Annotated in this window: 23 protein-coding genes; 13 read left to right on the forward strand and 10 right to left on the reverse strand. The window is 57.1% G+C overall.

Annotated elements, in window-relative coordinates:
- Positions 1-45 precede the first annotated feature (45 nt).
- Positions 46-609 carry a ribosome recycling factor gene (frr, locus tag K3757_RS09760; RefSeq protein ID WP_259995129.1) on the reverse strand — a complete coding sequence of 188 codons (564 nt, stop codon included), beginning with the start codon at positions 607-609 and terminating at the stop codon, positions 46-48.
- A 90-nt stretch (positions 610-699) separates the two neighbouring features.
- A complete protein-coding gene (pyrH, locus tag K3757_RS09765; RefSeq protein ID WP_259995131.1) occupies positions 700-1425 on the reverse strand; it encodes a UMP kinase in 726 nt (241 codons plus the stop codon).
- A gap of 106 nt (positions 1426-1531) precedes the next feature.
- On the opposite strand from pyrH, the gene miaA reads away from it, so the two are divergent.
- The 5 genes from miaA (at position 1532) to K3757_RS09790 (ending at position 8391) form a co-directional block, all read left to right on the forward strand.
- Positions 1532-2413 carry a tRNA (adenosine(37)-N6)-dimethylallyltransferase MiaA gene (gene miaA / locus K3757_RS09770; RefSeq protein WP_259995133.1) on the forward strand — a complete coding sequence of 294 codons (882 nt, stop codon included), beginning with the start codon at positions 1532-1534 and terminating at the stop codon, positions 2411-2413.
- A gap of 94 nt (positions 2414-2507) precedes the next feature.
- Positions 2508-3353, forward strand: a complete 846-nt coding sequence (locus K3757_RS09775; protein ID WP_259995142.1) for an AraC family transcriptional regulator — start codon at positions 2508-2510, stop codon at positions 3351-3353.
- Between the two features lie 308 nt (positions 3354-3661).
- Positions 3662-4708: an ABC transporter permease gene (locus K3757_RS09780; protein ID WP_259995143.1), complete on the forward strand. Its 1047-nt coding sequence runs from the start codon at positions 3662-3664 to the stop codon at positions 4706-4708.
- A gap of 14 nt (positions 4709-4722) precedes the next feature.
- On the forward strand, positions 4723-6189 hold the full coding sequence (locus K3757_RS09785; protein WP_259995144.1) for an ABC transporter permease: 1467 nt from the start codon (positions 4723-4725) through the stop codon (positions 6187-6189).
- 108 nt (positions 6190-6297) lie between these two features.
- Positions 6298-8391: an ABC transporter ATP-binding protein gene (locus K3757_RS09790; RefSeq protein WP_259995146.1), complete on the forward strand. Its 2094-nt coding sequence runs from the start codon at positions 6298-6300 to the stop codon at positions 8389-8391.
- 483 nt (positions 8392-8874) lie between these two features.
- Here K3757_RS09790 and K3757_RS09795 read toward each other — a convergent pair whose 3' ends face one another.
- The gene (locus K3757_RS09795; RefSeq protein ID WP_259995148.1) at positions 8875-9291 is read right to left on the reverse strand and encodes a hypothetical protein; all 417 of its coding nucleotides are present in this window, start codon (positions 9289-9291) and stop codon (positions 8875-8877) included.
- Between the two features lie 219 nt (positions 9292-9510).
- Complete coding sequence (locus K3757_RS09800; protein WP_259995150.1) at positions 9511-10113, reverse strand: lytic transglycosylase domain-containing protein; 603 nt, start codon at positions 10111-10113, stop codon at positions 9511-9513.
- Positions 10114-10320: 207 nt separating this feature from the next.
- On the opposite strand from K3757_RS09800, the gene K3757_RS09805 reads away from it, so the two are divergent.
- Positions 10321-10842, forward strand: a complete 522-nt coding sequence (locus K3757_RS09805) for a single-stranded DNA-binding protein (protein WP_259995152.1) — start codon at positions 10321-10323, stop codon at positions 10840-10842.
- A 51-nt stretch (positions 10843-10893) separates the two neighbouring features.
- Positions 10894-11157, forward strand: a complete 264-nt coding sequence (locus K3757_RS09810; RefSeq protein ID WP_259995155.1) for a hypothetical protein — start codon at positions 10894-10896, stop codon at positions 11155-11157.
- On the opposite strand, the gene aroB is transcribed toward K3757_RS09810, so the two are convergent.
- Both aroB and K3757_RS09820 read right to left on the reverse strand, forming a co-directional pair.
- A complete protein-coding gene (gene aroB, locus K3757_RS09815; protein WP_259995157.1) occupies positions 11154-12266 on the reverse strand; it encodes a 3-dehydroquinate synthase in 1113 nt (370 codons plus the stop codon). The two genes, K3757_RS09810 and aroB, sit on opposite strands and share 4 nt — an antisense overlap.
- Positions 12259-12855, reverse strand: a complete 597-nt coding sequence (locus K3757_RS09820; protein WP_259995159.1) for a shikimate kinase — start codon at positions 12853-12855, stop codon at positions 12259-12261. Before K3757_RS09820 ends, aroB begins: the two co-directional genes overlap by 8 nt.
- A gap of 78 nt (positions 12856-12933) precedes the next feature.
- Here K3757_RS09820 and K3757_RS09825 point away from each other — a divergent pair, with 78 nt between their 5' ends.
- Genes K3757_RS09825 through K3757_RS09835 form a run of 3 tightly spaced genes read left to right on the forward strand, consistent with a single transcriptional unit; the run spans position 12934 to position 15671 of the window.
- A complete protein-coding gene (locus K3757_RS09825; RefSeq protein ID WP_259995161.1) occupies positions 12934-13086 on the forward strand; it encodes a hypothetical protein in 153 nt (50 codons plus the stop codon).
- 3 nt (positions 13087-13089) lie between these two features.
- Entirely contained in the window at positions 13090-14697 is a 1608-nt protein-coding gene (locus K3757_RS09830; protein ID WP_259995163.1) for a hypothetical protein, read from the forward strand.
- Positions 14694-15671 carry a site-specific tyrosine recombinase XerD gene (locus K3757_RS09835; protein ID WP_259995165.1) on the forward strand — a complete coding sequence of 326 codons (978 nt, stop codon included), beginning with the start codon at positions 14694-14696 and terminating at the stop codon, positions 15669-15671. Before K3757_RS09830 ends, K3757_RS09835 begins: the two co-directional genes overlap by 4 nt.
- On the opposite strand, the gene K3757_RS09840 is transcribed toward K3757_RS09835, so the two are convergent.
- A complete protein-coding gene (locus tag K3757_RS09840) occupies positions 15608-16426 on the reverse strand; it encodes a metallophosphoesterase (RefSeq protein ID WP_259995166.1) in 819 nt (272 codons plus the stop codon). The two genes, K3757_RS09835 and K3757_RS09840, sit on opposite strands and share 64 nt — an antisense overlap.
- Positions 16427-16497: 71 nt before the next feature.
- On the opposite strand from K3757_RS09840, the gene K3757_RS09845 reads away from it, so the two are divergent.
- On the forward strand, positions 16498-17805 hold the full coding sequence (locus K3757_RS09845) for an HlyC/CorC family transporter (RefSeq protein ID WP_259995167.1): 1308 nt from the start codon (positions 16498-16500) through the stop codon (positions 17803-17805).
- Between the two features lie 71 nt (positions 17806-17876).
- Here the strand turns inward: K3757_RS09845 and K3757_RS09850 are convergent, their stop codons facing one another.
- Both K3757_RS09850 and K3757_RS09855 read right to left on the reverse strand, forming a co-directional pair.
- Positions 17877-20300 (reverse strand): FAD-dependent oxidoreductase, encoded by a 2424-nt coding sequence (locus tag K3757_RS09850; protein ID WP_259995168.1) that lies wholly within the window; start codon positions 20298-20300, stop codon positions 17877-17879.
- Between the two features lie 117 nt (positions 20301-20417).
- The gene (locus tag K3757_RS09855; RefSeq protein ID WP_259995169.1) at positions 20418-21713 is read right to left on the reverse strand and encodes a DUF2254 domain-containing protein; all 1296 of its coding nucleotides are present in this window, start codon (positions 21711-21713) and stop codon (positions 20418-20420) included.
- Positions 21714-21849: 136 nt separating this feature from the next.
- Between K3757_RS09855 and K3757_RS09860 the strand changes: the two genes are divergently transcribed.
- Both K3757_RS09860 and K3757_RS09865 read left to right on the forward strand, forming a co-directional pair.
- Complete coding sequence (locus tag K3757_RS09860) at positions 21850-24267, forward strand: FAD-dependent oxidoreductase (protein WP_259995170.1); 2418 nt, start codon at positions 21850-21852, stop codon at positions 24265-24267.
- Between the two features lies 1 nt (position 24268).
- Positions 24269-24868 carry an NTP transferase domain-containing protein gene (locus tag K3757_RS09865; RefSeq protein ID WP_259995171.1) on the forward strand — a complete coding sequence of 200 codons (600 nt, stop codon included), beginning with the start codon at positions 24269-24271 and terminating at the stop codon, positions 24866-24868.
- Here the strand turns inward: K3757_RS09865 and K3757_RS09870 are convergent.
- Positions 24861-25964: a Hint domain-containing protein gene (locus K3757_RS09870; RefSeq protein ID WP_259995172.1), complete on the reverse strand. Its 1104-nt coding sequence runs from the start codon at positions 25962-25964 to the stop codon at positions 24861-24863. The genes K3757_RS09865 and K3757_RS09870 overlap by 8 nt on opposite strands.
- Positions 25965-26046: the final 82 nt, after the last annotated feature.

Here is a 26046-nt window from a genome sequence, read left to right on the forward strand (position 1 = left end):
CAAGCCTGCCGAGCGGCTTCGCACCCATATCGGGGCAAAATCCGATCAAACCTGCATGATTTCGGCTTGCTTCGTTTCAAGCTGGTCATCAATCGCTTTGATCTGCTTGTTCGTCAGCTCCTGAACTTCGTCTTCCCAAATCTTCTGGTCATCTTCGGACATACCGTCCGCTTTGGCCTTCTTGATCTGGTCCATCCCGTCGCGGCGGATGTTCCGGATGCTGACGCGCGCATTTTCGGCATAACCACCAGCCACTTTGGTCAATTGCGTACGGCGTTCTTCGTTCAGCTCAGGGATCGGCAGCATGATGATGGTGCCGTTCAACTGCGGATTGATGCCCAAACCGCTTTCGCGGATGGCTTTTTCAACCTTGCCGACCAGCGCCTTGTCCCAGACATTGATCGTGACCATGCGCGGCTCTGGCACGTTGACGGTACCAACCTGGTTGATTGGCGTCATGGAGCCGTATGCATCCACCATCACCGGCTCCAACATGGAGGCCGAAGCACGGCCTGTGCGCAGGGACGCAAATTCGGTACGCAGGGACGCGATCGCCCCCTTCATCCGCCGCTCAAGATCGTCGGTGTCTAGCATAAAGTCTTCGGACATGAATTAAGGCCTTCGTCTGTGTCACTGGTTAGGAGCAGGGTTTAGAGCATTGGAGGTAACAAGGAAAGACAGCTTTCACCCGTCGGCGGTTCAGCCCTGTACCCGTGTATAGGTTCCCTCGCCCGCAAGGATGCCTTTGAAACCGCCCGGCTCATCCAGTGAGAAGACGATAATCGGCAGGTTGTTGTCACGCGCCAGAGCGATGGCAGAGGCGTCCATCACGCCCAGACGCTTTTGCAGCACATCATCATAGCTGACTGTGTCATAGCGTACGGCGTCATCATGCTTGGCCGGGTCTTTGTCATAGACACCATCCACCTTCGTGCCTTTGAAAATCGCTTCGCACGACATCTCGTTGGCGCGCAGGGTCGCGGCGGTATCGGTTGTGAAATAAGGGTTGCCGGTACCAGCCGCAAAGATACAGACGCGCTTTTTCTCAAGGTGGCGCACGGCGCGGCGGCGGATATACGGCTCGGCCACTTCATTCATAGTGATCGCAGAGATTACGCGCGTATGGATGCCCAGCCCCTCAAGCGAGGATTGCATCGCCAGTGCGTTCATCACTGTTGCCAGCATCCCCATATAATCTGCTGTGGTGCGCTCCATTCCTTGTGCGCTGCCCTGCAAGCCACGGAAAATGTTGCCGCCGCCGATGACCATGCAAATCTCGACGCCCATATCATGAACGGATTTCACTTCACGCGCGATACGCTCGACGGTCGGCGGGTGCAGGCCAAAGCCCTGATCCCCCATTAGCGCCTCGCCGGAGATTTTGAGCATAACCCGTTGAAAGGAAGCTTGCGAGGTATCGGACATGGGGGGAACCTTTCAGGGCGTGTTGGAATAGCGGGCTTTCGCCCATGCGTAAAATGTCGCAAATACGCACAAGGTTCAATGCGGCGCGGTGAGGAGAAGCAAAGAAATGTTATCGAATGCACGTGCGCAGCTGCTGGCGTCAATCCCAGAGGACCGGCCAGTCCTTATTGCGGGACCTACTGCGTCGGGGAAATCCGCGCTTGCCCTCGACATAGCGAAACGTGGTGGCGTGGTTGTAAATGCCGATGCCAGCCAGGTTTATGCTTGCTGGCGTGTGATCTCGGCACGGCCCTCTCCCGAAGAAGAGGCGCAAGCGCCGCACCGGTTGTATGGGCATCTGGCCGAAACCGTGCGCTATTCGACAGGTCATTGGCTACGCGAAGTGGCTGAAGTCATTGCCGAAGGACATCGCCCGATTATTGTCGGCGGCACCGGCCTCTATTTTCAGGCGCTGACAGAAGGGCTGGCGGAAATCCCATTAACGCCAACGGACGTTCGGGCACGGGCGGATGAAATGCCGCTGGAGGACTTGCTTGCCGGTCTGGATGCGGCCACGGCGGCAGGGCTGGATCTGGCGAACCGCGCTCGGGTGCAGCGCGCTTGGGAAGTGCTTGAGGCGACAGGCCGCGGCTTGGCGCAGTGGCAAGCTGACACGCCGGCGCCGCTTTTGCCGCTGGACCAGTGCAGTGCCATTGCGCTGGATGTGGACCGTGACTGGCTGGCCGCGCGAATCGAACAACGGTTCGATACGATGCTCGCGGGGGGCGCGCTGGACGAAGTACGCGCCATCGAGCCGCATTACGATCCCACCCTCCCCGCGCACAAAGCTATTGGCGTACCGGAGCTGATCGCATATCTGCGCGGAAGCTGCACGATGGAAGAGGCCCGTAGCGCTGCCATTATCGCCACGCGACAATATGCCAAGCGTCAAAGAACGTGGATCCGTAGCAAAATGAGCGGATGGCAAAAGCTGCACTTGCCGTCTTAGCAAGAATCGGCGCATTGAAGTTTTGTGGCTTTTCCTGCGGACATTTCCCGCTAAGGTTGTCGTTAGTGCCTGTTTTCAAACATTGGATCCGTAAATGAGTGAGACCAGCCTTCAAATTCGCACTCTTGCCCAGCTTGCTGGGGGAGATAGTTGGCGACTTGGGCTGGCGCACGATCAGGCACATCACACGCTTATTTGGGTGACACGCGGCCAAGGGCGCATTCTGCTAGACGGGCGTCGGCGCGGGATCGGACCGCACAACGCGGTGTTTGTACCGGCGGGGTCGGTGTACTCCATCGATCTTGGTGCCCAGATGTTGGGACAGGCGATCATTGTGCCTGACGGGACGCCCCTGCGCCTGCCCGATTTGCCGCGCCACCTGCGGGTCCGCGATGTTCACGTCCAGTCCGAACTTGCCGCGATCATTGAAGCCGCACAACGCGAACAATCCCAAGGTCGGCCTCTGGCCCAAGATGCCCTTGAGGCCCATGTGGCGCTGATGTCTGTCTGGTTGCGACGCCAGATAGCACAGGAAGAACACGTCCCGATCCAAAGCACCGCCGGTGAGCGGCTGACGCGCAGGTTCACACAGATGATCCCGCAACACTACACATCGGGTGCCCCGATGGCGTTCTACGCGGGCGAGCTTGGCGTGACCCCTACCCACCTGACGCGCACCGTGAAGGCGGCCACCGGCAAAACCGCGGCCGATTTGCTGACAGAACGTGTGATCCACGCCGCCCGCACCCTGCTGGAGACCACGCGGCACCCCGCACGCAATATCGCGCATCATCTCGGATTTGGCAGTGCCGCCTACTTTACGCGCTTCATGCAACACCACACCGGAAGCTCGCCCAGTCAGCTGCGCGCAGGCAATTCGGGAAAGAGAACCGGACGCCCGGCCGTGCCTTCCAGACAGAATGCCAAAGCCGAAGCCTGACCCTTCAATGGCCACCACTAGCCCGATACCGACACGCGATGTCGTATTTTTCTAATTTCTAGTCTCTAGATGACATTGACGCGCGCAGTCATTTAATGCCTCATACCCCCACAAGAGCGTCCGCATGGGTATCGCTTCTAGAAAAACTAAGGTCCGGCAAACGGATCGGGGGAATGTTCAAGACGTCTGTCGCAGCTGTGTCACGCAGTCTGTGCGATCTCAGGACCTGATCCCAAAACCAAGGGCGGCAGCCCACACAGAACAGGCGGGATCAACCTGCCTACAGCCAACGACAGGGGCTACAATTTATGGGACTATTCATCCTCAGACGTCTGGGCGTGATGATACTGACAGGGCTTTGCCTGACGTTCATCGTGTTCTGGCTGACCAATCTCTATCCAAACCTCGAAAAACTTGCCAAAACCCAAGGCAACTTCCGCATGAGCGACGAGGCCGTAAGCTCTTATCTCGGCGATCGCGGTTATCTGGAACCTCTGCCGATTAAATTTGCGCAGTGGTTGGGCGTTGCGCCGGGTTGGGTCACCGAAAAACCCGAAGGCAAAACCTTTGGCCGTTGCTTTACCGAAGGAACACCGGAAGAAGAACGCCGCAGTTTTTGCGGGGTCATACAAGGGGATTGGGGAACATCCACTGTCTTTAAAGACGACGTGAGCAGCATTGTTGCGACACGGTTGGGCCTGACCGGCAAGCTGATGTTCTGGGTGCTGGTCCTGATGGTGCCTTCGGCCCTGATCGTCGGCGTGCTGGCAGGAATGCGTGAGGGGTCCAAAATGGACCGCTCCCTATCAACCGTCTCGATCATCAGCACGGCGACGCCGGAATATGTGTCAGGGGTTATCTTTATCGCGGTCTTTGCCTCGTCGGCATTCGGGCTGAAGTGGTTCAAAGGCTCTGCCACGTCAGCGATGGAAAACGCCAACTTTGAAAATTTCTTTCTGCCGGTCCTGACGATTTCACTGTACGGCATGGGCTATATTGCGCGCATGACGCGGGCTTCGATGACCGAGGTGATGACCGCACAATACATCCGCACTGCGCGTCTCAAGGGCGTCAGCTTTCGCAATATTGTGATGAAACACGCGCTGCGCAACGCGCTGATCGCGCCCTTCACCGTCATCATGCTTCAAATCCCCTGGCTTTTGAACGGGGTCGTGATTGTAGAGACCCTGTTTAACTACAAGGGCTTCGGTTGGGTGTTGGTGCAGGCAGCGGGCAATAATGACATCGAACTGTTGCTGGCAGTCTCGGTCGTGTCGGTCGTGGTGGTGCTGCTGACGCAGCTGATCTCCGATATCGGCTATGTCTTCCTCAATCCACGCATTCGCATTTCATAAGGCAGGGCAAAGATATGGAACAACTAACTTGGACCGGAGCGCTTTCGCCGCTCAATCTTTTCCTCGCCCTTGCTGTGGCGGTGCTGGTGATCGCAGTGGTCGTTCAAATCGCGATGAGCCTTGTGCCGTCCGGCGGCAACCGCGCGGTTTATGCGGACGGGACAATGTCAGCGGACAAGGGACTGTCCGGTCTGGTGGGAATGGTCGTGCAATATGCGCTTCTGGCCACCATCGCAGTCGCGCTGCTATACATCGTCTTGGGCATTTTCATGGGGCCATCGGCAGGGATTGTGGGCGGTATGTCCCAACAGCTTTTGCCGGTCTGGATCGCGCTGGTCGCGACATACGCGATTTCGATCATCTTCAAACGCAGGCTTGGCCTTTACGGCAAATTGTTCGACAGTACGGTCGGCATGATCGGCTTCGGTCTGGTGATGTTCTGGGTTTATGCCGGCTTCTTCGGTGGCGTGATGGACATGGTCACAACCCATGACACGCTTAGCCAGATGTCGGGTATGAAGAACAAGGCACCGGGCACCCCTCTAAGAGGAGCCGAAGAAGGTGATTATCAGTGGTTCCTGCTGGGCGGTGACAATCTGGCCCGCGATGTGTTTAGCCGATTGTTCGACGGCGCATGGGTGGTGGTCAAGATCGCCCCGTTTGCAACACTCTTTGCTTTCATGGTCGGCATAACCTTGGGACTGCCGGCAGGTTATTACGGCGGCCGCCTTGATACTTTCCTGAGCTTTCTGGCCAACCTCATCCTCGCCTTTCCGGTAATCTTGCTGTTCTATCTACTGGTAACGCCTGAGATCGTTCTGACGGGTATCCCGAATTACATGGCGCTGGTGCTTTTCATCTTTCCGTTGGTGTTCCTCGCAATCTTGCTGAACTCACGCTTCTACACTCAACCCAGCCTGCGAACGCCGCTGTTGATTATTGTGCTTGGCTTCGGTGCTTGGCTGTATCTGTCACTGGTGAGCACCGATGGCTCCGTTGTGGCAACGCCTACCTACTCCATTCCGGGCCTGCCCGGTTTTCTGGACGGATTTGACATTGATCCGAACTTGCTGGTGGTTTTCGTTTCCGTTGTGTTTGTGAACGCCCCTACGGTTTTCCGGATCGTGCGCGGCCTCGCGCTGGATATCAAAACACGCGACTATGTGGCGGCAGCACAGACACGTGGCGAAGGACCGTGGTACATCATGCTGTGGGAAATCTTGCCGAACGCACGCGGGCCACTGATTGTCGATTTCTGCCTGCGTATCGGCTATACCACCATCCTGTTGGGGACCTTGGGTTTCTTCGGATTGGGGCTGGCTTCGGAAAGCCCTGACTGGGGCACCACGATCAATGCGGGCCGACGCTTGTTGTCTATCTATCCTCATGCGGCGATTGCCCCGGCTGTGTCGTTGCTGACACTGGTGCTGGGCCTGAACCTGTTGGCGGATGGGCTGCGCGAAGAAAGCTTGCGCGACTGAGTTGAGCAGAGCGTTTCGGGGGCGCTGCCCCCGGACCCCCGGGATATTTTCGGCCAAAAGAAAGAGGCAATTGCCTTGCTTATGGCCCTCCAATTGAGGAGATACGAGATGCCAAAGACTGATTATGATGGACCCATTCTGGAGATCGACAAGCTGTCGATTTCGTTCTTCACCCGTTTGCGCGAAATACCGGCGGTGATGGATTTTTCCGTGTCGGTGAAGCCCGGAGAGGCCGTCGGCCTTGTGGGAGAAAGTGGCTGCGGGAAATCCACGGTGGCACTTGGGGTAATGCAGGATCTGGGCAAGAATGGCCGGATCGTCGGCGGCTCTATCAAGTTCAAGGGACGCGATCTGGGCGAAATGTCCGATGCCGAGTTGCGTGACATTCGCGGCTCTGAGATTGCGATGATCTATCAAGAACCCATGGCATCGCTGAACCCTGCGATGAAGATCGGTCGGCAGTTGATGGAAGTCCCGATAATCCACGCAGGCATGTCAGAGAAGGATGCCTATGACCGCGCCTTGCAGGTGGTGACAGATGTGAAGTTGCCAGACCCCAAGCGGATTTTACAGGCCTATCCGCACCAGCTGTCCGGTGGCCAACAGCAGCGGATCGTGATTGCCATGGCGCTGATGAGCGAACCTTCTTTGCTGATCCTGGATGAGCCGACAACTGCGCTGGACGTGACCGTCGAAGCGGCAGTTGTGGAGCTGGTCAAGGATCTGGGAAAGAAATACGGCACCTCGATGCTTTTCATCTCGCATAATCTCGGGCTGGTCCTGGAGACTTGTGACCGTATCTGTGTGATGTACTCCGGCGAGGCGGTCGAGCGGGGCTCAATCGAAGATGTCTTCGACGAAATGCAGCACCCTTATACGCAGGCCCTGTTCCGTTCGATCCCCCTGCCCGGCGCTGACAAAAACGCGCGCCCGCTTGTTGCAATTCCCGGCAACTTTCCACTGCCCCACGAGCGGCCCGAAGGCTGCAACTTTGGCCCGCGCTGCGACTACTTTGAGGCGGGGCGCTGTGATCAGGGCTACATTCCGATGCAGGACGTGCCCGGAAACGAGCGCCACGCGACGCGCTGTTTGCGATATGACGAAATCGACTGGCAAGCGCCGCTCGAGCTTGCAGAGGTCAAGAAAAAGGGCGAGATCGGTGATGTGGTCCTCAAAATGGACAACCTCAAGAAGTATTATCAGGTCGCTGCAAATGCGATGTTTGGTGGCGGCAACACCAAGGTCGTGAAGGCCAATGAAACGCTTAGCTTTGAGGCCCGCGAAAGTGAAACGCTGGCCATTGTGGGTGAATCAGGGTGTGGTAAATCCACCTTCGCCAAAGTCTTGATGGGGCTGGAAACGGCGACTGACGGGACAATCATGCTGGATAATCAAAGCATCGGCGATGTCCCCATTGAAAAACGCACGACCCAAAACGTGGCGGACATCCAGATGGTCTTCCAGAACCCGTTTGACACGCTCAACCCTTCAATGTCGGTGGGCCGCCAGATTGTGCGGGCGCTTGAAATCTTCAAGATTGGCAAGAATGAGAAAGAGCGTTGGCAGCGGATGCTGGAACTACTGGATCTGGTTAAGCTTCCGCGTGAGTTCGCCAAGCGGATGCCTCGCCAGCTTTCTGGCGGGCAAAAGCAACGGGTTGGCATCGCGCGCGCCTTTGCCGGTGATGCGCGGATTGTTGTCGCGGATGAGCCTGTCTCGGCGCTGGATGTGTCTGTGCAGGCCGCTGTCACCGATTTGCTGATGGAAATCCAGCGTGAACAAAAGACGACACTGCTATTTATCTCTCATGATCTCAGCATTGTCCGCTATCTGAGCGACCGTGTGATGGTGATGTATCTTGGCCATGTGGTTGAATTGGGCACGACAGACCAAGTCTTTTCCCCCCCTTATCATCCCTACACCGAGGCACTTCTTTCAGCGGTACCAATTGCCGACACCAAGGTTAAGAAGAAGCATATCGTGCTGGAAGGTGATATTCCGTCAGCCATGAATCCGCCTTCAGGGTGCCCATTCCAGACCCGCTGCGGGTGGAAGTCGAAAGTGCCTGGCAACCTGTGCGAAACGGAAATTCCCCCGATGCGGATACTGGCGGATGCGCACCAGATCAAATGCCATCTTAGTCAGGAAGAGTTTGACGGCATGGAGCCAGTAATCGAGATGGGAACTGTCGCGGCGGAATAGGCGCGTTCGCGCCCCTGCTCTACCATCAGGTCTAAAGCAATGAGCGGTCGCTGGTTTAGCGGACGATACAGTGAATTGCTGGGAATCAGGAGGCGGTGAAAGCTGCAGCAGTGCGCCATGGGCGGAGCGTAATTAATTGTCTCAGATGCAGGTAACTTGCCGGTCAACCTCATTAAATGGAGAGCAAATAGGCGCTTAAAGTCTACTGTGGGCCTGTGCCTGATTGCTATTATGGTAAGAAAAGGCAGATGTTCAATTGCGCCCTGACACAGCGCAACCGTAACAGTCGGTTGAATTGAATCCCTAAATCCCTTTGCAACAAGGGTGACCCGGAACAGGAATTGATTGACTACTTTGAGCCAATTACGTGACGACTTGAACGAACGGAGCAGTCCCGCCTTCCAAGTTATCTATCGATGACAGTGTCTTATCTTGTTCAACCTTGCCGACCCGATGGGGAAGTTCGCTGACGGCACCGCTTGATTAGAACAGTGGCAGGTCCAGCATGGCTGCTGTGATCACGCAGGGAAAATACGCAATCGCGAACATGAAGAAGGAAGGAAAGCGTGACCGCATCACGCTTGCTGCGATCGCCATTACCGGACCGGCACAAAGCGCAAGGAGCGTCGGAAGCACGATCGCGTCATTATATTCAAAGCCCGGACCCCAAGGCATCTGGGGATTTTCAAGACCCGCAGCAATTGTACCGGCGATCATGCCAAGCACGGCCCCCATTAACAATGGTTTGATGCCGCGGCTTGCCTTGCGCTCGGTTCTACCAACAGACGGAGAACTGAACATCGAAGTCGCGGCACCTTCACCAGTGGCCATTTGCGTGCGACCATAACCGTGATGGTTATTGATGCGTGCGATCCGCTGATTAAAGATGTCCTGGCTCATGTCGTTCACTCTCGTGTTCACTGGCTACGAGGACATGTATCGCGGAGTATTGGGGCTAGAATTAGGCGAAACGGAGAGTTCTTGCCCTGAAATAAGGCGGAGAATTGACATCAATTCCAGACAATCTCTTTGGTTTTATGGGATTGTGGTTAACCACTGCCACATTTGAAAAATGGCTTACGTTAGGTCACGCTACGTTATCTTTGAGAGCAGCAGGACTCAGCTGCCGGAGATAATACGCACGTAGTTCTTTGTTTCACGAAACGGTGGAATACCACCGTATTTTTTCACAGCCCCCGGCCCCGCGTTGTAAGCCGCCAACGCCAACCGCCAGGAACCGAATTCCTCATACTGCTGGCGCAAATAGCGCGCGCCGCCATCAAGGTTTTCAGACGGTACGGTCGGATCGACACGCAAAAGCGCCGCAGTGCCCGGCATCAACTGCGCCAGACCAATCGCGCCGGCATGGGAGACGGCCTTGTGGTTCCACCGGCTTTCCTGATGCACGAGGCGCAAGAACAAATCTTGTGGAATGCCGTGCCGGACCGCTGCGGCCCGTGCCAGCGCCAGATATGGCCCCTTGTACCGTCCGCGATATTTCTTGACCGCTTCGCCACTGCCATCATTCCATTTCGTTGGGGTGACAACCTTTGGCGGCTGAAGACGAACAGAGTTGTTGTATTGCTTTGACGCACGCGTATCGAGCAGCTTCTTCTGGCTTGAGAAAAGCTTGCTCCGGCTCTTGGACGCGAAAATATCGGCCGATGCAGGCGCACCTATGGTAAGCATCCCTGCCATGATCGCTGCTACGGCTATGCGCATATTGCCCCGAGTCCCTCAGTATCGTCTGCCGCGCAACTATAGCAAACCCCACCGCCATGACCAGAGCTGATGCCCTAAAAGGGATTTCAGGAGGATAATGGCCGTGTCCCTGCCCTGTGATCGCGTTATAAAGGTGCCTGATATGGTGATGCCAGATTCGGCAGAACCGACCGCAAATAAGAACGCATTACCAAGAGGGAGAGCAACATGGCCGGCTCAGTAAACAAAGTCATCCTTATCGGCAATCTGGGGCGCGATCCCGAAGTGCGCAGCTTCCAGAATGGCGGCAAAGTGTGCAACCTGCGCATCGCGACCTCCGAGAACTGGAAAGACAAGAACACAGGCGAACGCCGCGAAAAGACCGAATGGCACAGCGTTGCTATCTTTAATGACGGTTTGGTCCGCATCGCCGAGCAGTATCTGAAAAAGGGGTCCAAGGTATATATTGAAGGCCAGTTGCAGACCCGCAAATGGCAAGACCAGTCAGGTGCTGATCGCTACTCCACTGAAGTCGTTCTGCAAGGGTTCGGCGGCACGCTGACCATGCTTGACGGTCGTGATGGCGGCGGTGGCGGCGGCGGTGGCTACGACCAAGGTGGTGGCGGTTATGACCAAGGCGGCGGAGGCGGCTATGATCAGGGCGGCGGTTATGGCGGCGGACAGTCTTCCGGTGGCGGCCAGTCATCCGGCGGCGGCGGGCGTGACCTGGACGACGAAATCCCTTTTTAAATCATGCTGATGAGCCCCGAGCTCAAAGTATTTCTCTTGGCAGGGGCTCTCATGGCCCTTGCCTACACGAACCTATATCCGCGACTGCGATCAAAGACACTGTTACGGTTGATGTGGCTTGATCTGCTTCTGTCAGCTGCGCTGCTCATCCTTGTCGGTTCCGTCTACTACGGCACAGGAACAGAGTTTTCTCTTTTTATACTAACGGTCCCATGGTGGGTATTCACCCTGCTCAGTGCAGCGGTGGTAGAAGCACCCTTGTTCATCTGGTTCTGTAAGCGTTGGGATATCGACCTTGGGCCCCCGACGGATTAGCGGCGCGCCAAAGCATCCGACAAGACAGCTAACACATCCGCTTTTTCGACATCGCCTGTCACGAAAGATTCTCCGATGCTGCGCGCGAGAATAAACCGCAACTGCCCCTCAACCACTTTCTTATCCTGCCCCATCAAGGCAAGTAACGTGTCAGCATCCGGCAGATCGCCCTCGATATCGGACAGATCAACTTTCATTCCCATGTCGCGCAAATGCGCGCGCACGCGGCTTGGCGCTTCTTGCGCACACAGCCCCATCCGCGCGGACAGCTCAAATGCGAGCGCACAGCCAATCGCCACGCCCTCACCGTGCAGCAGTCGGCTGGAATACCCCGTCGCTGCCTCCAACGCGTGACCAAAGGTATGCCCTAGATTTAGCAACGCACGCTCGCCCTGCTCTGTCTCGTCGCGCATGACAATGTCGGCTTTCATCTGGACCGAATGGCGGACGGCCTCGACCCGCGCAGCCCCGTCGCCATCCGCCAGCGCAGGCCCCTGTTGTTCGAGCCAGTCAAAAAACGCAGCATCGCCAAGCAGCCCGTATTTGACGACTTCGCCATAACCGGCAAGAAAATCACGCGGCTCAAGCGTGCCAAGAACCGCCGTGTCGGCCAGTACAAGCGAGGGCTGGTGAAACGCACCGACAAGGTTCTTGCCGTGGTGCGTGTTGATACCCGTCTTGCCCCCAACCGAACTGTCGACCTGCGCCAACAGAGATGTGGGGATTTGCACAAAGCGCACCCCGCGCCGCAAGATCGCAGCAGCAAAGCCAACCAAATCGCCAATAACACCGCCGCCAAAAGCGACCACAATATCGCCCCGCTCGACCTGTTGATCAAGCAGCCATTCGATACAACGCGTCAGCTCTGCCCAGCATTTGGTGCTTTCTCCCGGCGGCAGGCTTAGCGATTCCATGCTGATGCCTTCAGAGGCAAGACCCGCGCGCAGGGTATCCAGATGCAAACCTGCAACGGTTTCATCGCTGATGACGGCGACCCGCGGGCGGCGCAGCAAAGGCGCAATATAGTTACCCGCCTGCCCCAGCAATCCCGGACCTATCTGAACATCATATTCACGGCCCGGCAGGGCCACATGGACACGCTCAACCATCAAGTTTTTCCAATACGTCTGGCCGCGTCAGCAGCGTTGTGATCACCCGCTCGGCCATCGCGTCGATTGATAGATCCTCGGCGCAGGCTACCCGCAGATCGGCTTGTTTATAAATCGGCGTACGGGCGGCAAAAATCTCGGCCAGCGTGGCGCGCGGATTGGCTGTCCGCAGCAGAGGTCTGGTGTCTTTGTGCCGCACCCTGTTCCACAACAGATCCAACTGAGCATCAAGCCAGACTGCCACGCCCTTTTTCGCGATATTCTCACGGTTGACCTCGGCCAGAAACGCGCCTCCTCCTGTCGAAAGTATCCCTTTTTGCGTCTCTAGCAGACGGCTGATGACTTCGGTCTCGCGCTTGCGAAAGAATACCTCGCCATCGCGCTGGAATATCTCTGGTACGCTAAGGTTTGCGGCAGCCTCGATCTCTTGATCGCTGTCCAGAAATGGCACACCAAGCTTAGTCGCGACGGCACGCCCTACCGCCGTCTTGCCAGAGCCCATCATCCCCACCAGCGCCACCGTCTTTTTCAGGCGGAAGCGGCGGGTCTGTCGGCGGATGTCAGCCGTGGATGGATCAATTTCACTCATTTGTTCCTGAATGACGTGATCTTGCCGAAAAGGCCATATATAAGTTAGGAAAAATATCAGCAGATCGGGCAAAATTCTATGTTAGGCAAACTCTTCAAGCTTCTGTTTATCCTTGCGATTATCGGATTTATTGGGCTTGTGGGCTTTGCCTATATCGGCCCCGAGCTTGGCGTTGATTTTGCGCCCTCACCGCAAGAGATACGCCAACCTGTTACGCTGGAGGGGCAATAAGCCATGCGCCTGACGGTCCGGTCGGCGGTGATATGTGCCGCCCTTGGCAGTTTCATGCCGATGCAGCTTATAGCCCAGGCCGAATCTCCCTCGCCGCTGTCGGTTATTGAGTGGTTGGACAAGCCCGCGCCGCTGGCACAACTGCCCCGCGCACCGGCTCGAAAACAAACCAAACCAAAGGCAAATGCCGAACCCGCCGTCGCCAGTACCGGCACCGCGCCACAAATCACAACTCAAAGTCTGAATGCAGCGCCTCGGCAAAATGTGGGGCTGGCCCCGGTTGCCATGACCGGCATGCAGCCTGACCTTTGGTCTGGCAGCGACATCGATGTGCTCTCGCGGCGGATTTCCGATCTGCCCGAGCTTGAGCTGCCTGCCGGCAATGCGCTGTTGTTCACCCTAATGGTGGCAGAGGCCGCAGCGCCACCCGCCGGAGACCACGCACAAGCCATGCTAACCCTGGCGCGGGTTGAAAAGCTGATGGAGCTGGGCGCAGTTGATCCTGCGCTTGCGCTGATCGAACAGGCGGGTGCCAGCACTTCGGCAGAGCTGTTCGATCTTTGGGCCGCGCTGACCTTGCTGGTTGGTACCGAAGACACCGCCTGCGGGGCATTGTCACGCGCGCTGTATCTTTCCCAGGACATAGGCCTGCGGATTTTCTGTGCTGCACGCAATGGTGACTGGGACACAGCATCGCTCACCTATGGCTCTGCCAAGGCCCTGTCATTACTCCCCCGCCAAACGTTGGATGTGCTGGACCGGTTTCTGAACCCTGATCTGTTCGAGGACGCCGCCCCTCTGCCCGCACCACGTAAAATAGACCCGCTTACCTTCCGGCTTTTCGAAACCATCGGAGAGCCGCTGCCAACAGGCCCTTTGCCGCGCACTTATGCTGTGGCCGATCTGCGCGACATTGCGGGGTGGAAATCCCAGCTTGAAGCGGCAGAGCGGCTGACCCGCGCGGGCGCTTTGCCCGACAACCGCCTTTTGGGTCTTTATACCGACCGCAAACCAGCCGCGTCTGGCGGGATCTGGGACCGTGTGCGTGCAGTACAACGCTTTGACACAGCCCTGAGCACCGGAAGCGCGGATGCCGTGACCAAGACGCTGCCAGACGCATGGCGTGAAATGCGCCAGAACGCACTCGAAGTGAGCTTCGCCTCGGCGTTTCAGGAACGGCTGGCCCAAATCCCGCTGACCGGAACGGCCGCCCAGATACAAACCCGCATTGGCCTTCTGTCGCCCGAATATGAATCCGTTTCCTTCAGGGAAGATGCTATGCGCCAGCTCGGCGCCGACGCCCCCCTGCTGCGCGCCGTGGCTCAAGGTGACCTTGACATAGGCAACTTTGGCACCGCTCCTACGGCGCCGCTCCAACGCGCGATCTATGATGCGTTCTCAGCCCCGCAACCCAATGCGGACTGGATACAAATGGCCAAAGATCAACGACTTGGCGAGGCGCTGATCGCTACTCTTGATGCTCTTCATGATGGCGCAAGAGGCGATTCACTGGCACTCCGACAAGCTTTGGGCACGCTGCGATCGCTTGGTCTGGAAGATATGGCGCGACGCGCCGCGCTGCAAATCCTGCTGTTGGATCGCAACACATGACCAGCCGCGCCCCTTCTTCATGGATTTCCATGTTTCTGGAGGCGCAGGCGGCAGAACTGGGCGCAGCCACCAATACTCTGCTTGCTTATGGTCGCGACCTAAAGGATTTTGACGCGTGGCTGGCGCGTCAGGGCAAGACATTTGAACAGGTTCTACGCGCGGATGTGGAAAGCTACCTTGTTTATTGTGACGCACAGGGCTTGGCAAAATCCACCCGCGCGCGGCGGCTGTCAGCCGTTAAACAGCTATACCGTTTTGCCTTTGAAGAAGGACTGCGCAGCGACAATCCCGCGCTTCAGATCAGTGGACCGGGACAGGACAAAAGCCTGCCAAAGATCCTGTCGATAGAAGAAGTAGACAGCCTGCTTGCCGCAGCACGTACGATGGGCCGAAATGATGCAGAACGGGTCCGGAACACCTGCCTGATGGAGCTGCTGTATGCCACAGGCATGCGGGTGAGCGAACTTGTGGGCCTGCCGGTCAGCGCCACCAGAGGCGATCCGCGCCTGCTGCTGATCCTCGGGAAAGGCGGAAAGGAACGGATGGTGCCGCTTTCGCCTGATGCCCGCGCGGCACTGGCGCTTTGGATCACTCTGAGAGATGAGATTGAAGCGGCACGTGCCTTGAAAAAGCAGCCTCCTTCAAAGTTTCTGTTTCCCTCGCACGGAAAGGCAGGCCATCTCACCCGCCACCGGTTCTATTTGCTGATCAAGGAAATCGCCGTTGTCGCGGGCGTGGACCCGTCAAAGGTTACTCCCCACACGCTGCGCCATGCCTTTGCCACCCACTTGTTGGCTGGCGGGGCTGACCTACGCGCCATTCAGACGATGCTGGGTCATGCGGATGTCGCCACCACCGAAATCTATACCCATGTCCTAGAAGCGCGTCTGTCCGAGCTTGTGCTTGACCATCACCCCCTGTCGGAAACAGCGACGCGCAAACTTTCCGGCAAAACATCCTCTGAAGGCCAGTAACCTGATTGCAATGCGTCGCGGTAATCCGCTGGCAAACCTGCAGTGCGCATATCCGCCATCGCCCCCTCCACATCATAGCTCAGCAATTCGATCCGCATCTTCCCACCGCTAAGCAACGCAAAGCGGGTCTGCGGTGCGCCATCATGCGGCGGCATACCAATCACGCCCGCGTTGACCCATGGCCCCCGCTGTGTCAGGCGCAAGAACGGGATACCGGAATGGCCCGCGACCACTGCATCGACCGGACCGGTCAGTGCCTCAAGTGCCGCCCATTCGCGTGCAAACAGGGCATCCTCATCTGAATCGAAGACGAACCGTGACACATCCGTTACCCCGCCATGCAGAACGCCGTAACGCTTACCCTGGTGGTTGAACGTCAATACATCGGGCAGGCCCGCCATCCAATTGCGGGCATCCTCCGTCATCTGCGATTGCGCAAAAGCATACCATGCCGCACTAAGACGGTCACATGTCGTCCCGTCTTCAAACCCGCACCCGCAATCATCTGCACCAGCTGCCAACTGTATCTCGCAATTGCCTGCCAACACAGCGGCACCTGACGCCTGCACGGCTTCGACGCAAGCCAATGGCGCCCCGCAATAGGCCACGATGTCTCCAGTGCATATCATCCGTTCAGGGTCAATATCTGCGGCGTCTGCCCATGCAAGCAACGCTTCAAGCGCCTGTATATTGCTGTACGGGCCGCCGAATAGCAGCACATCGTCGTCCAGCACCCCTAAATCAAGATGTTTCATGTGCGGCCCTCCTTGAATGACACGCGCCCCCGCCCCATAACATATTCAACTACCCGAGAAAGGTTTCCCACATGGATTTGCCACAGGCAACGGCCGATACAGCGTTCTGGATTTCAATTGCGATCATTTTGTTTTTGCTAATCCTCTCCGGCTTCTTTTCCGGGTCAGAAACTGCGCTGACAGCTGCTTCACGCGGCAAACTGCGCACGCAGGCCGATAAAGGCTCTGCCGGTGCACAACGCGCGCTGAAAATCACCGAAGATAACGAGCGGTTGATCGGCTCTGTTCTGCTGGGCAATAACCTTGTGAACATCCTTGCTGCGTCGCTTGCGACAGCGCTGTTCACCCGCTTGTTTGGCGAAAGCGGTGTGGCGCTGGCAACGCTGGTCATGACACTGCTGGTCCTCATCTTCGCCGAAGTCCTGCCGAAAACCTACGCGATCACAAATGCGGAGCGCGCCGCAGCGCTTGTATCCGGCCCGATCAGCATCGTCGTGCTGGTATTTGCGCCAATGGTCAGCATTGTCCGTCTTTTGGTGCGCAGCATGTTGCGGATCATGGGCGTAGCGGTGGACCCGGATAGCAACATCCTCGCCGTGCGCGAAGAGATCGCAGGCGCGCTGCAACTGGGTCACTCCGAAGGCGTGGTCGAGAAGGAAGACCGTGACCGTATCCTCGGCGCGCTGGATCTGCGTGAGCGTGTGGTAGAAGAAATCATGCTCCACCGGTCGGGGATCGAAATGATCGACGCGGCCGACACACCCGCTGATATTCTTGAACAGGCGCTGCGGTCAAACCATACCCGCCTGCCCGTTTACCGGGATGATCCTGAAAACATCATCGGCGTGATCCACGCAAAAGACCTGCTGCGCGCAATGTACAAACTGATCGGCGGCCCGGATGGCGATGCCGCAGCGCTTAAGGCCTTCGATATCGCCGAAGTCGCGATGGAGCCCTACTTCGTGCCCGAAACATCTACGCTGGACGAACAAATGCGTCAGTTCCTGCACCGCCGCACCCATTTTGCACTTGTGGTGGATGAATATGGCTCACTTCAAGGTCTTATCACCCTTGAAGACATCCTAGAAGAAATTGTGGGCGAAATCACAGACGAATTTGATCCTTTGGCAGACCATATCATCAAAACCGACTCCGACGGACAGTTTCTCGTCGAAGGCGCTATGACCATTCGCGATCTCAACCGCGCGAACGAATGGAACCTGCCCGACGATGAAGCCAATACTGTCGCAGGCCTCGTGATTCACGAAGCACAGATGATTCCGACGCGCGGTCAGGTGTTCCTCTTCCACGGATTCCGTTTCGAAGTCTTGGCCCGCGAAGGCAACCGGATCACCAAACTCAAGATGCGTCCTCTCTAAACCCGCCCATTTCTGTTGGCCTGAAATATCCCGGGGAGTCCTTGCCTGAAGGCAAGGACGGGGCAGCGCCCCTACGCCCTTAGCCGGACACCTTTGGGATCGAAAGGTGGTTCAGCCAGAACAGTCGCCTGATGCGCCACACCCAGCACCATCACGTCCACGATTTCACCAGCCTGCACACCTTTGACGAAAGCCAGTGCCAGAGACATGCCCACCGAATAGCCATACGCGCCCGAAGTCACACGGCCAATTCCGACGCCATCCTTGAACACAGGCTCGCCACCGGTGGCATCTGCGTTTGACGCATCGGTCTGCGCCGCATCCAGCGCAAGCAGCACAAGCTTTTCGCGCGCAGGTTTGGCCATGGTTTCGGTGACGGCATCGCGGTTCAGGAATGGTTTGGCCGTTTTGCACAGCCGCTCAAGCCCCACTTCTTGCGGCCAATATTCGGGGCTGTACTCTCTGCCCCACGATCCATAGCCTTTTTCTACCCGCAGCGACATCAGCGCACGGCTGCCGACAGGCCCTGCCCCTTCCTGCGCGCCTGCGGCGATAAGTGCTGCGAACAGCGCGGGCTGGTCCGCAGCGGCGCAATGCAGCTCCCACCCCAGATCGCCGGTGAAAGACACCCGCAGGGCCAGACAGCGCACACCGCCCAGCTCGATCCACTTTGAGCGCAAGAAGGGAAAATCGGGCGTTGAAAGCGAGGTATTGGTCAACCGCTGCAAGATCGCGCGGGATTCAGGACCTGCCACGTTGAACCCGCACATGGCTTCTGTCCGGCTTTCAAACGTCGTTCCCTTGGGCAAAGGAACCGCGCGGAAGAACCGCTGGTGATAGCGCTCTGCCATACCCGATCCGATGATCCAGAACTCGTCTTCACCCAGCTTGGTGACCGTAAAGTCACCCGCAATGCCACCCCGTTTGCCGATCAGCGGCGTCAGGCACGACCGCCCGATCTCCGTTGGCATCGTGTTGGCGAACACGGCATTCAGCCAATCCTCGGCCCCCGTGCCCTTGCACAGGTATTTGGCGAAATTCGATATGTCGATGATACCTGCATGTTCCCGCAGCATCCGGGCCTCTTTGCCCACAACATCCCACCACGGCTGGCGGGTGAAGCCATGTGTCTGATCCTCTGCGCCAACCTCATCACCGTAGTAGAGCGGATGCTCCCACCCGTAATTGAGACCAAAGACTGCGCCCATTTCCTTTTGGGTCTCGTAAATCGGTCTAACCCGTGCGGGGCGTCCTGCGCTGCGCTCTTCGTTGGGGAAATGGATTTTGAACCGGTTGGCGTATTGGTCCCCGACACGGGCCTTCGTAAAGGCCTTGTCCGCCCAATCCCCGAACCGCGCCACATCCCACGCGAACATTTCATAGCGGCTTTCCCCCGTGACGATCCAATCCGCCGCGAGCAGACCCATGCCGCCCGATTGGCTAAAGCCGGGAATGATGCCATTACAGCAGAAATAGTTGCGCAGTTCCGGTACAGGCCCAAACAAGACATTGCTGTCCGGAGACCAGATCATCGGGCCGTTGATTACCCGCTTGATACCGGCAGTTCCCACTGCGGGGACGCGATCAATGGCACGCATCATGTTGTCCTCGATCCGCTCCAGATCATCGGCGAACAGCTCGTGCCCGAACCCCTGAGGCGTGCCTTCTTCTGCCCAGAACCGCAGGTCTTTTTCGTAGGCACCCACCAACAGGCCCTTGCCTTCTTGCCGTAGATAATACTCGCCATCGCGGTCCGCGACAGAGGGCAACCGGCGATCAAGACCCGCTATTTCGGAGATGGTTTCTGTCACAAAATACTGGTGTTCTGTCGGTTGCAACGGCAGCGTAATACCCGCCAAGGCTGCCACTTCGCGCCCCCAGAGGCCAGCAGCGTTTACAATCCACTGGGTCGCAATATCCCCCTTTTCGGTGCGCACGATCCACGAACCATCAGGCTGCTGTTCTGTTCCGGTGACCGGACAAAAGCGGATGATCTCTGCCCCGTTCTGCCGCGCACCGGCAGCGTAGGCGTTTGTGACACCCGAGGGGTCCACATTGCCGCCGTTTTCTTCAAACATAATGCAGCGGATGCCGTCATAATTGACTAAGGGATGCAGTGCCTCTGCCTCGGCGCGGTCCACTTCACGGAATGGCAGCCCGTAATATTTTGCTTTCGCCGCTTGCAGCCGCAACTGGTGTTCGCGCGCTTCGGTTTGCGCCAGATACAGACTGCCCGGCTGGAACACACCGCAACTCTGGCCTGTCTCGGCCTCAAGCGAATTGTACAAATCCATCGTGTAGTTCTGGATGCGGGTAATGTTGTTATTGTCGTGCAGCCCATGGATGTTGGCGGCTGCATGCCAGGTAGAGCCTGACGTCAGCTCGTCGCGTTCAAGCAGAACAACATCCGTCCAACCCAGTTTGGTCAGGTGATAAAGGATGGAGCAGCCAATAACGCCGCCTCCGATAATGACGGCTTGGGCATGGGTGCGCATGAGGTGGGTCCTGATAATTACGTGGGCTGCGTTGATCCTGACGCGTCAGTCCCCCGTTCGGTATTCCGTTCGCGACACATCCCGTCGCGGGCATACAAGGCCGAATTTTCTTGGGCTTCAGTCTCCGCTTACCGAAGGGTGTGCAGATGCCCGCAGGGCTTCGCGATCAGGCTCGAAAACCAAGGCTTGTGTTGCTCTCTCCAACTCCTTGATTGCAAACTCTTTTGCAGCGGCTGAAAGGCCTTTATCGGGATGCTGCATTAACCCACTAAGCGTTTGCTGCAACCGCTGCTGCACTTCCAAAGTCGACGCAGAGTCCCGTGATATCGCACCAAATCCGTCGCGCAACAGATCGGTTGGATCAAGGGGGCGCACATAGAAATAGTCGAGAACTTCTTCCGGCGTCGCCTCTGTCTCGTCTTTGTAGTCCGACAGGATTCGGCCAATCCGTGTGATAACATCAATAGCCGTGCCCGGATCGTTCACACCAGGTGACATGGCCTTTGACCCGACCTCGCCCATGACAATCAGACCAAAACGCGGGTCCTGATCATATGTGCGCAAATCGCCGATTATCAGGCTGCCGCGCACATCTTCACACAATGCATCCCAGTCCAGATCATCGCCGCGTTGGTGGACGTGCAGCACCGGCTCTTCGAGAAATACAAAGCTGCCGATGTTGGCATCCAGATAGATATCTACCTCGTGTTCTTTGGCCACCGCATTCATCGCTTCGGGATAGATATGTTGGATGTATCCACTTTCCCAGGAAGCTATGGCGCGTGTTTTGTCAGGCTGGTCGCTCACAAAGGGCCGCGCGCCCAAGCATGGCTGGGACAGGCGTTCTTTGAAACGGTCGCGGGTGGTTTCTTCGACTTGGCGACTGATGTCGATAAGCTGTCCAAATCCCTGCAAATGAAGCACCCAGCGGACCAAATACACAACAATCACCAACAACACGAGAACGGTCATCCAGAACAGAACGAACGCATGTTCATCTGTATAAACGCCAAGCTCTCTCAGCAGAATTCCAAGCAGAGAATAAACGTAGGCTCCGATGAACACAGCCAGCGTGTTCTGCGTGGTCCGATCCTGCATGATCAGGCGATGAATGCGCGGTGTCCATTGCGTGGAGGAAGATTGGTACACTGAGACCATGACAGTGATCGAAAAGATCGTCACCGAAAGCATCGCGTTTGCGATAAGATTGAGCAATCGATCCGCGGATACACCGCCCAGACTTTTGGCAAGATCATCTGGAATCAGCTGCTCAACCAATTGGCTCACGCCAATGGCTGCGACGGCCAGTAATCCCATCAGCGTCACACGCACCCACAGCTTGCGGGTATAGTAGCGCCCTTTTTGCAGGACGGTCTTCGGCAACGAATCGAACAGATCAAGAATTCTTTCCATATCGCTGAATTAGCATGGAACGCCCCAGTTTCGACAGCGAAGTGGCGCCCCGTTCAAAATCGACATAATCTGTCGCAAAGGCGCATGCCGCACGGGGGCACCCGACCCAAACTGCCTAAAAGACAGGAGAATACATATGCAAACCACAACCCGCGTAGCGATCATCGGGGGCGGCGTTGTTGGCGCTTCGGTTTTGTATCACCTGACAAAGCTGGGCTGGTCCGATGTGATGCTGCTGGAGCGGTCAGAGCTGACCTCGGGCTCCACATGGCACGCGGCCGGCGGATTTCACACGCTGAACGGCGACACCAACATGGCCGCGCTGCAAGGCTATACAATCAAGCTTTACAAAGAGTTGGAAGAAATCACCGGCATGTCTTGCGGGTTGCACCATGTGGGCGGCGTGACGTTGGCAGACAATCAGGACCGATTTGACATGCTGCTGGCCGAACGGGCGAAGCACAGGTTTATGGGTCTGGAGACCGAGATTGTCGGACCTGAGGAAATCGCCAAGATCGCGCCCGTGACCAATCTCGACGGGATTATTGGCGGGCTCTATGATCCTCTCGACGGGCATCTGGACCCTTCCGGCACCACCCACGCCTACGCAAAAGCGGCACGTATGGGCGGCGCGACGATTGAGACGCACTGCATGGTGCAGGAAACCAACCAGCGCGCCGACGGCACGTGGGATGTCGTAACAGACAAAGGCACCATCCACGCAGAGCATATCGTAAACGCTGGCGGCCTCTGGGCGCGCGAAGTGGGGGCTATGGCCGGTGTCTACCTGCCCCTGCACCCGATGGAGCACCAATATCTGGTCACCGAAGAAGTCCCGCTGATCCGCGACATGATGGCCGAAGGGCGCGAACATCCACACGTGATGGACCCAGCAGGCGAGTCGTACCTGCGGCAAGAAGGCATGGGGCTGTGCATCGGGTTCTATGAACAGTCCTGCCGCCCGTGGGCCGTAGGCGGCACCCCGTGGAGCTTTGGGCAGGATCTGTTGCCCGACGATTTCGACAAGATCGAAGACAGCATCAATTTCGCCTATCGCCGCTTCCCTGATCTTGAGCGCGCGGGCGTGAAAAACGTGATCCACGGCCCCTTCACTTTTGCCCCCGATGGCAACCCTCTGGTTGGCCCGGTGCCGGGCCTGCGCAACTACTGGTCTGCCTGCGGTGTCATGGCGGGCTTTAGCCAAGGTGGCGGCGTCGGCCTGACACTGGCGCAATGGATGATTGAAGGAGAGCCTGAACGCGATGTCTTTGCCATGGATGTGGCGCGGTTCGGTAAATGGATCAGCCCCGGCTACACCCTGCCGAAAGTGATAGAAAACTATCAGAAACGCTTTTCCGTCAGCTATCCGAACGAGGAGCTACCTGCCGCGCGCCCCCATCATACCACCCCGATGTATGACATCTTTAGCGATATGGGTGCCGTCTGGGGCCAGCAATTCGGGCTTGAGGTCCCCAACTACTTTGCGCAAGGCGATGAGCCGCAATACGAGACCCCTTCCTTCCGCCGCTCGGATGCGTTCGACGCGACCGGCCGTGAGGTCCGCGCGGTGCGTACGGCAGTGGGAATCAACGAAGTCCAGAACTTCGGCAAATATCTGATCTCGGGCGCAGGTGCGCGCGCGTGGCTTGACCGTGTCATGGCGGGACGTGTCCCTGCAAAGGGGCGCCTGTCTCTCACTCCGATGTTGTCACCAAAAGGCAGGCTTATCGGAGACTTCACCATTTCGTGCCTAGAAGAAGAGCTGTTCCAGCTCACGGCGTCTTACGGTGCGCAGGACTTCCACAGCCGCTGGTTCGAGCAAAATTCCGACCCCGATGTGCGGATCGAGAATATCTCAGACCGCCGTACCGGTTTCCAGATTGCCGGACCGCTGGCCCGTGAGGTTCTTCAGGCTTGCACGCTTGATGATGTTGGTGCGATGCGCTTTCTGGATGTAACCCCTATGACCGTCGGAATGACCAATTGTCTGGTGCAGCGCGTCAGCTACACGGGCGATCTGGGTTATGAGATCTATTGCGATGCCATGGCACAGCGTCAGCTTTGGGCAACGCTGTGGGAGGCCGGACAACCCCATGGGATGACACCCTTCGGGATGCGCGCGATGATGTCTCTGCGGCTGGATAAATTCTTTGGGGCCTGGCTGCTGGAATTCGGTCCCGACTATACCGCCGCCCAGACGGGTCTTGACCGGTTCATCAGCTTCAAGAAAAACGTTGATTTCATCGGGCGGGCAGCAGCGGAATCCGAACATGCCAACGGCCCCACCCGTAAACTCGTCGCGTTTGAGGTCGATGCGCTGGATGCTGATGTGCAGGGATATGAGCCGATCTGGCTGGATGGTGCTGTGATAGGGTTTTGCACATCGGGCGGGTATTCGCATTTTGCGCAAAAATCGGTGGCGCAGGGGTTTGTACCGACCGAAAAGGCGCAATCTGGATTGGAAGTAGAGATCGAAATACTGGGCCAGATGCGCCCCGCCCGATTGATCACCACGCCGCTTTTTGATGCAGATGGCGCAAGGATGCGTAGTTAACATGATCCCGATCGTTATCCTTGCAGCGGGGGCATCCAGCCGGATGCGGGGCCGCGACAAGCTGCTCGAACTGGTTGACGGTGTCGCACTGCTACGCCGACAGGTGGAACACGCGTTGAACACTGGCGCAAAAGTCTTTGTCACATTGCCCGAAGAACCGCACCCGCGATATGATGCATTGGCTGATTTGGATGTGATGAAGGTGCCTGTGCCAGATGCGGCAGATGGCATGAACACCAGCTTGAACGCGGGTATCGCTGCGGCCAAACCGAACGCCGAGGCCGTGATGGTATTGCTTGCCGATATGCCCGACATCACAACCGATGACATCAAAACCGTGATGCAAGCAGTTGATACAACGCCTGAAAATCTAATTTGGCGCGCCACAACGGCTAAGGGTGACGCGGGTCATCCTATTGTCTTTCACAACAGTCTTTTGCCGGACCTTTTGGCCCTATCGGGTGACGGCGGCGGAGCAGCGGTCGTAAAACAGAACAAAGACCGGACAAAGCTTGTTGCCCTGCCTGATGCCCATGCGCGTACAGACTTGGACACACCGGAGGCGTGGTCAGCCTGGCGTGCCGCGCGCGACGTTACTTGACCAGCAACGTCGCCTCATGCGCCTTGATACTGCGCCGCGCCGACACATAATTTTCGACACCCTCGTATGTCGCCAACTCGGGAAAAATCTCAAGAAGCTCACGGCGCTGGGCACTTCCGATACCGGCCAGAGATTGCAGACCTGGCTGGAAACTCTCGCTCCATGTGCCGTTTGACAAGATAACTTCATGATGGTCGAACAGCAGATGGATATAGATCGTATCCACCCCGTCCATCACCTGCACACCCGGTAATCCGGTCAAATGCTTCGCGGCAACCAACACTTCGCTTTCTTCGAAATAGAGCGCAGTTTTATCGTTAGACACCAGTATCTTGTGGTTCGGAGAAACAATCAGATCGCTCTCTGGCGTGTCATTGCCAAGCGCACCACGGCTGATCCGGATTGGCAAAAGATGTGACGCAGCTGCGAAATGACTGGCCGTTATTTCACGCGCCCCGATCCAGCGGATCACTTGCAAGCCGTTGTCGCGGGTAATCACACGGTCACCTACCGACAGGTTTTCAACCATCACTTCACCGCGTGGCGTGGCAATCCGCGTGCCGGGCGTGAAACAGGGTATGATCTGTTCTATGTTCTTAAAGACGATCTTTCCCGCATCCTTCCCATCGGAATCCGTATAGATGACTTTACCGTTTTCGGGATTGTCGTCGTCCAGCACAACCTTAAGCTTCAGGCCGTCAGTGGCAGAGCCTGTAAGGTTGAGACTGTCGTAGTCAACATTGCCTCCTTCGCCACCGTCTACGATGTCACCCGGGTTGAGGCCGTAAAAGATATCTTTTCCCACGTCGCCGATAAGCGTGTCATTCCCTGTACCACCCGTCATCAGGTCGTTGCCGGTGCCCCCGTCGATCAGGTCGTCGCCATCGCCCCCAAACAGGTCATCAATTCCGTCGCCGCCCAGCAGCGTATCATTGCCAGCTTCACCAAATAGAAAATCATTGCCCTCACCGGCCTGAAGGACATCATCCCCGTCACGACCGGCAAGAGTATCGTTGCCGACACCCGTGACGATCAGATCGTCTTCGTCAGTACCCGCTATACTATCATCAAATTCGGTGCCGATTATTTCAGCCATTGGTCAAGTCCTTAACAAGGCTCAGAGAAATTATTGGAGTCTAGGTAATGATTTCAACTATAACAGCCGCCTTGAAAAAGCC

It is taken from the genome of Sulfitobacter sp. S223, assembly GCF_025143825.1.
Lineage (GTDB): Bacteria > Pseudomonadota > Alphaproteobacteria > Rhodobacterales > Rhodobacteraceae > Sulfitobacter.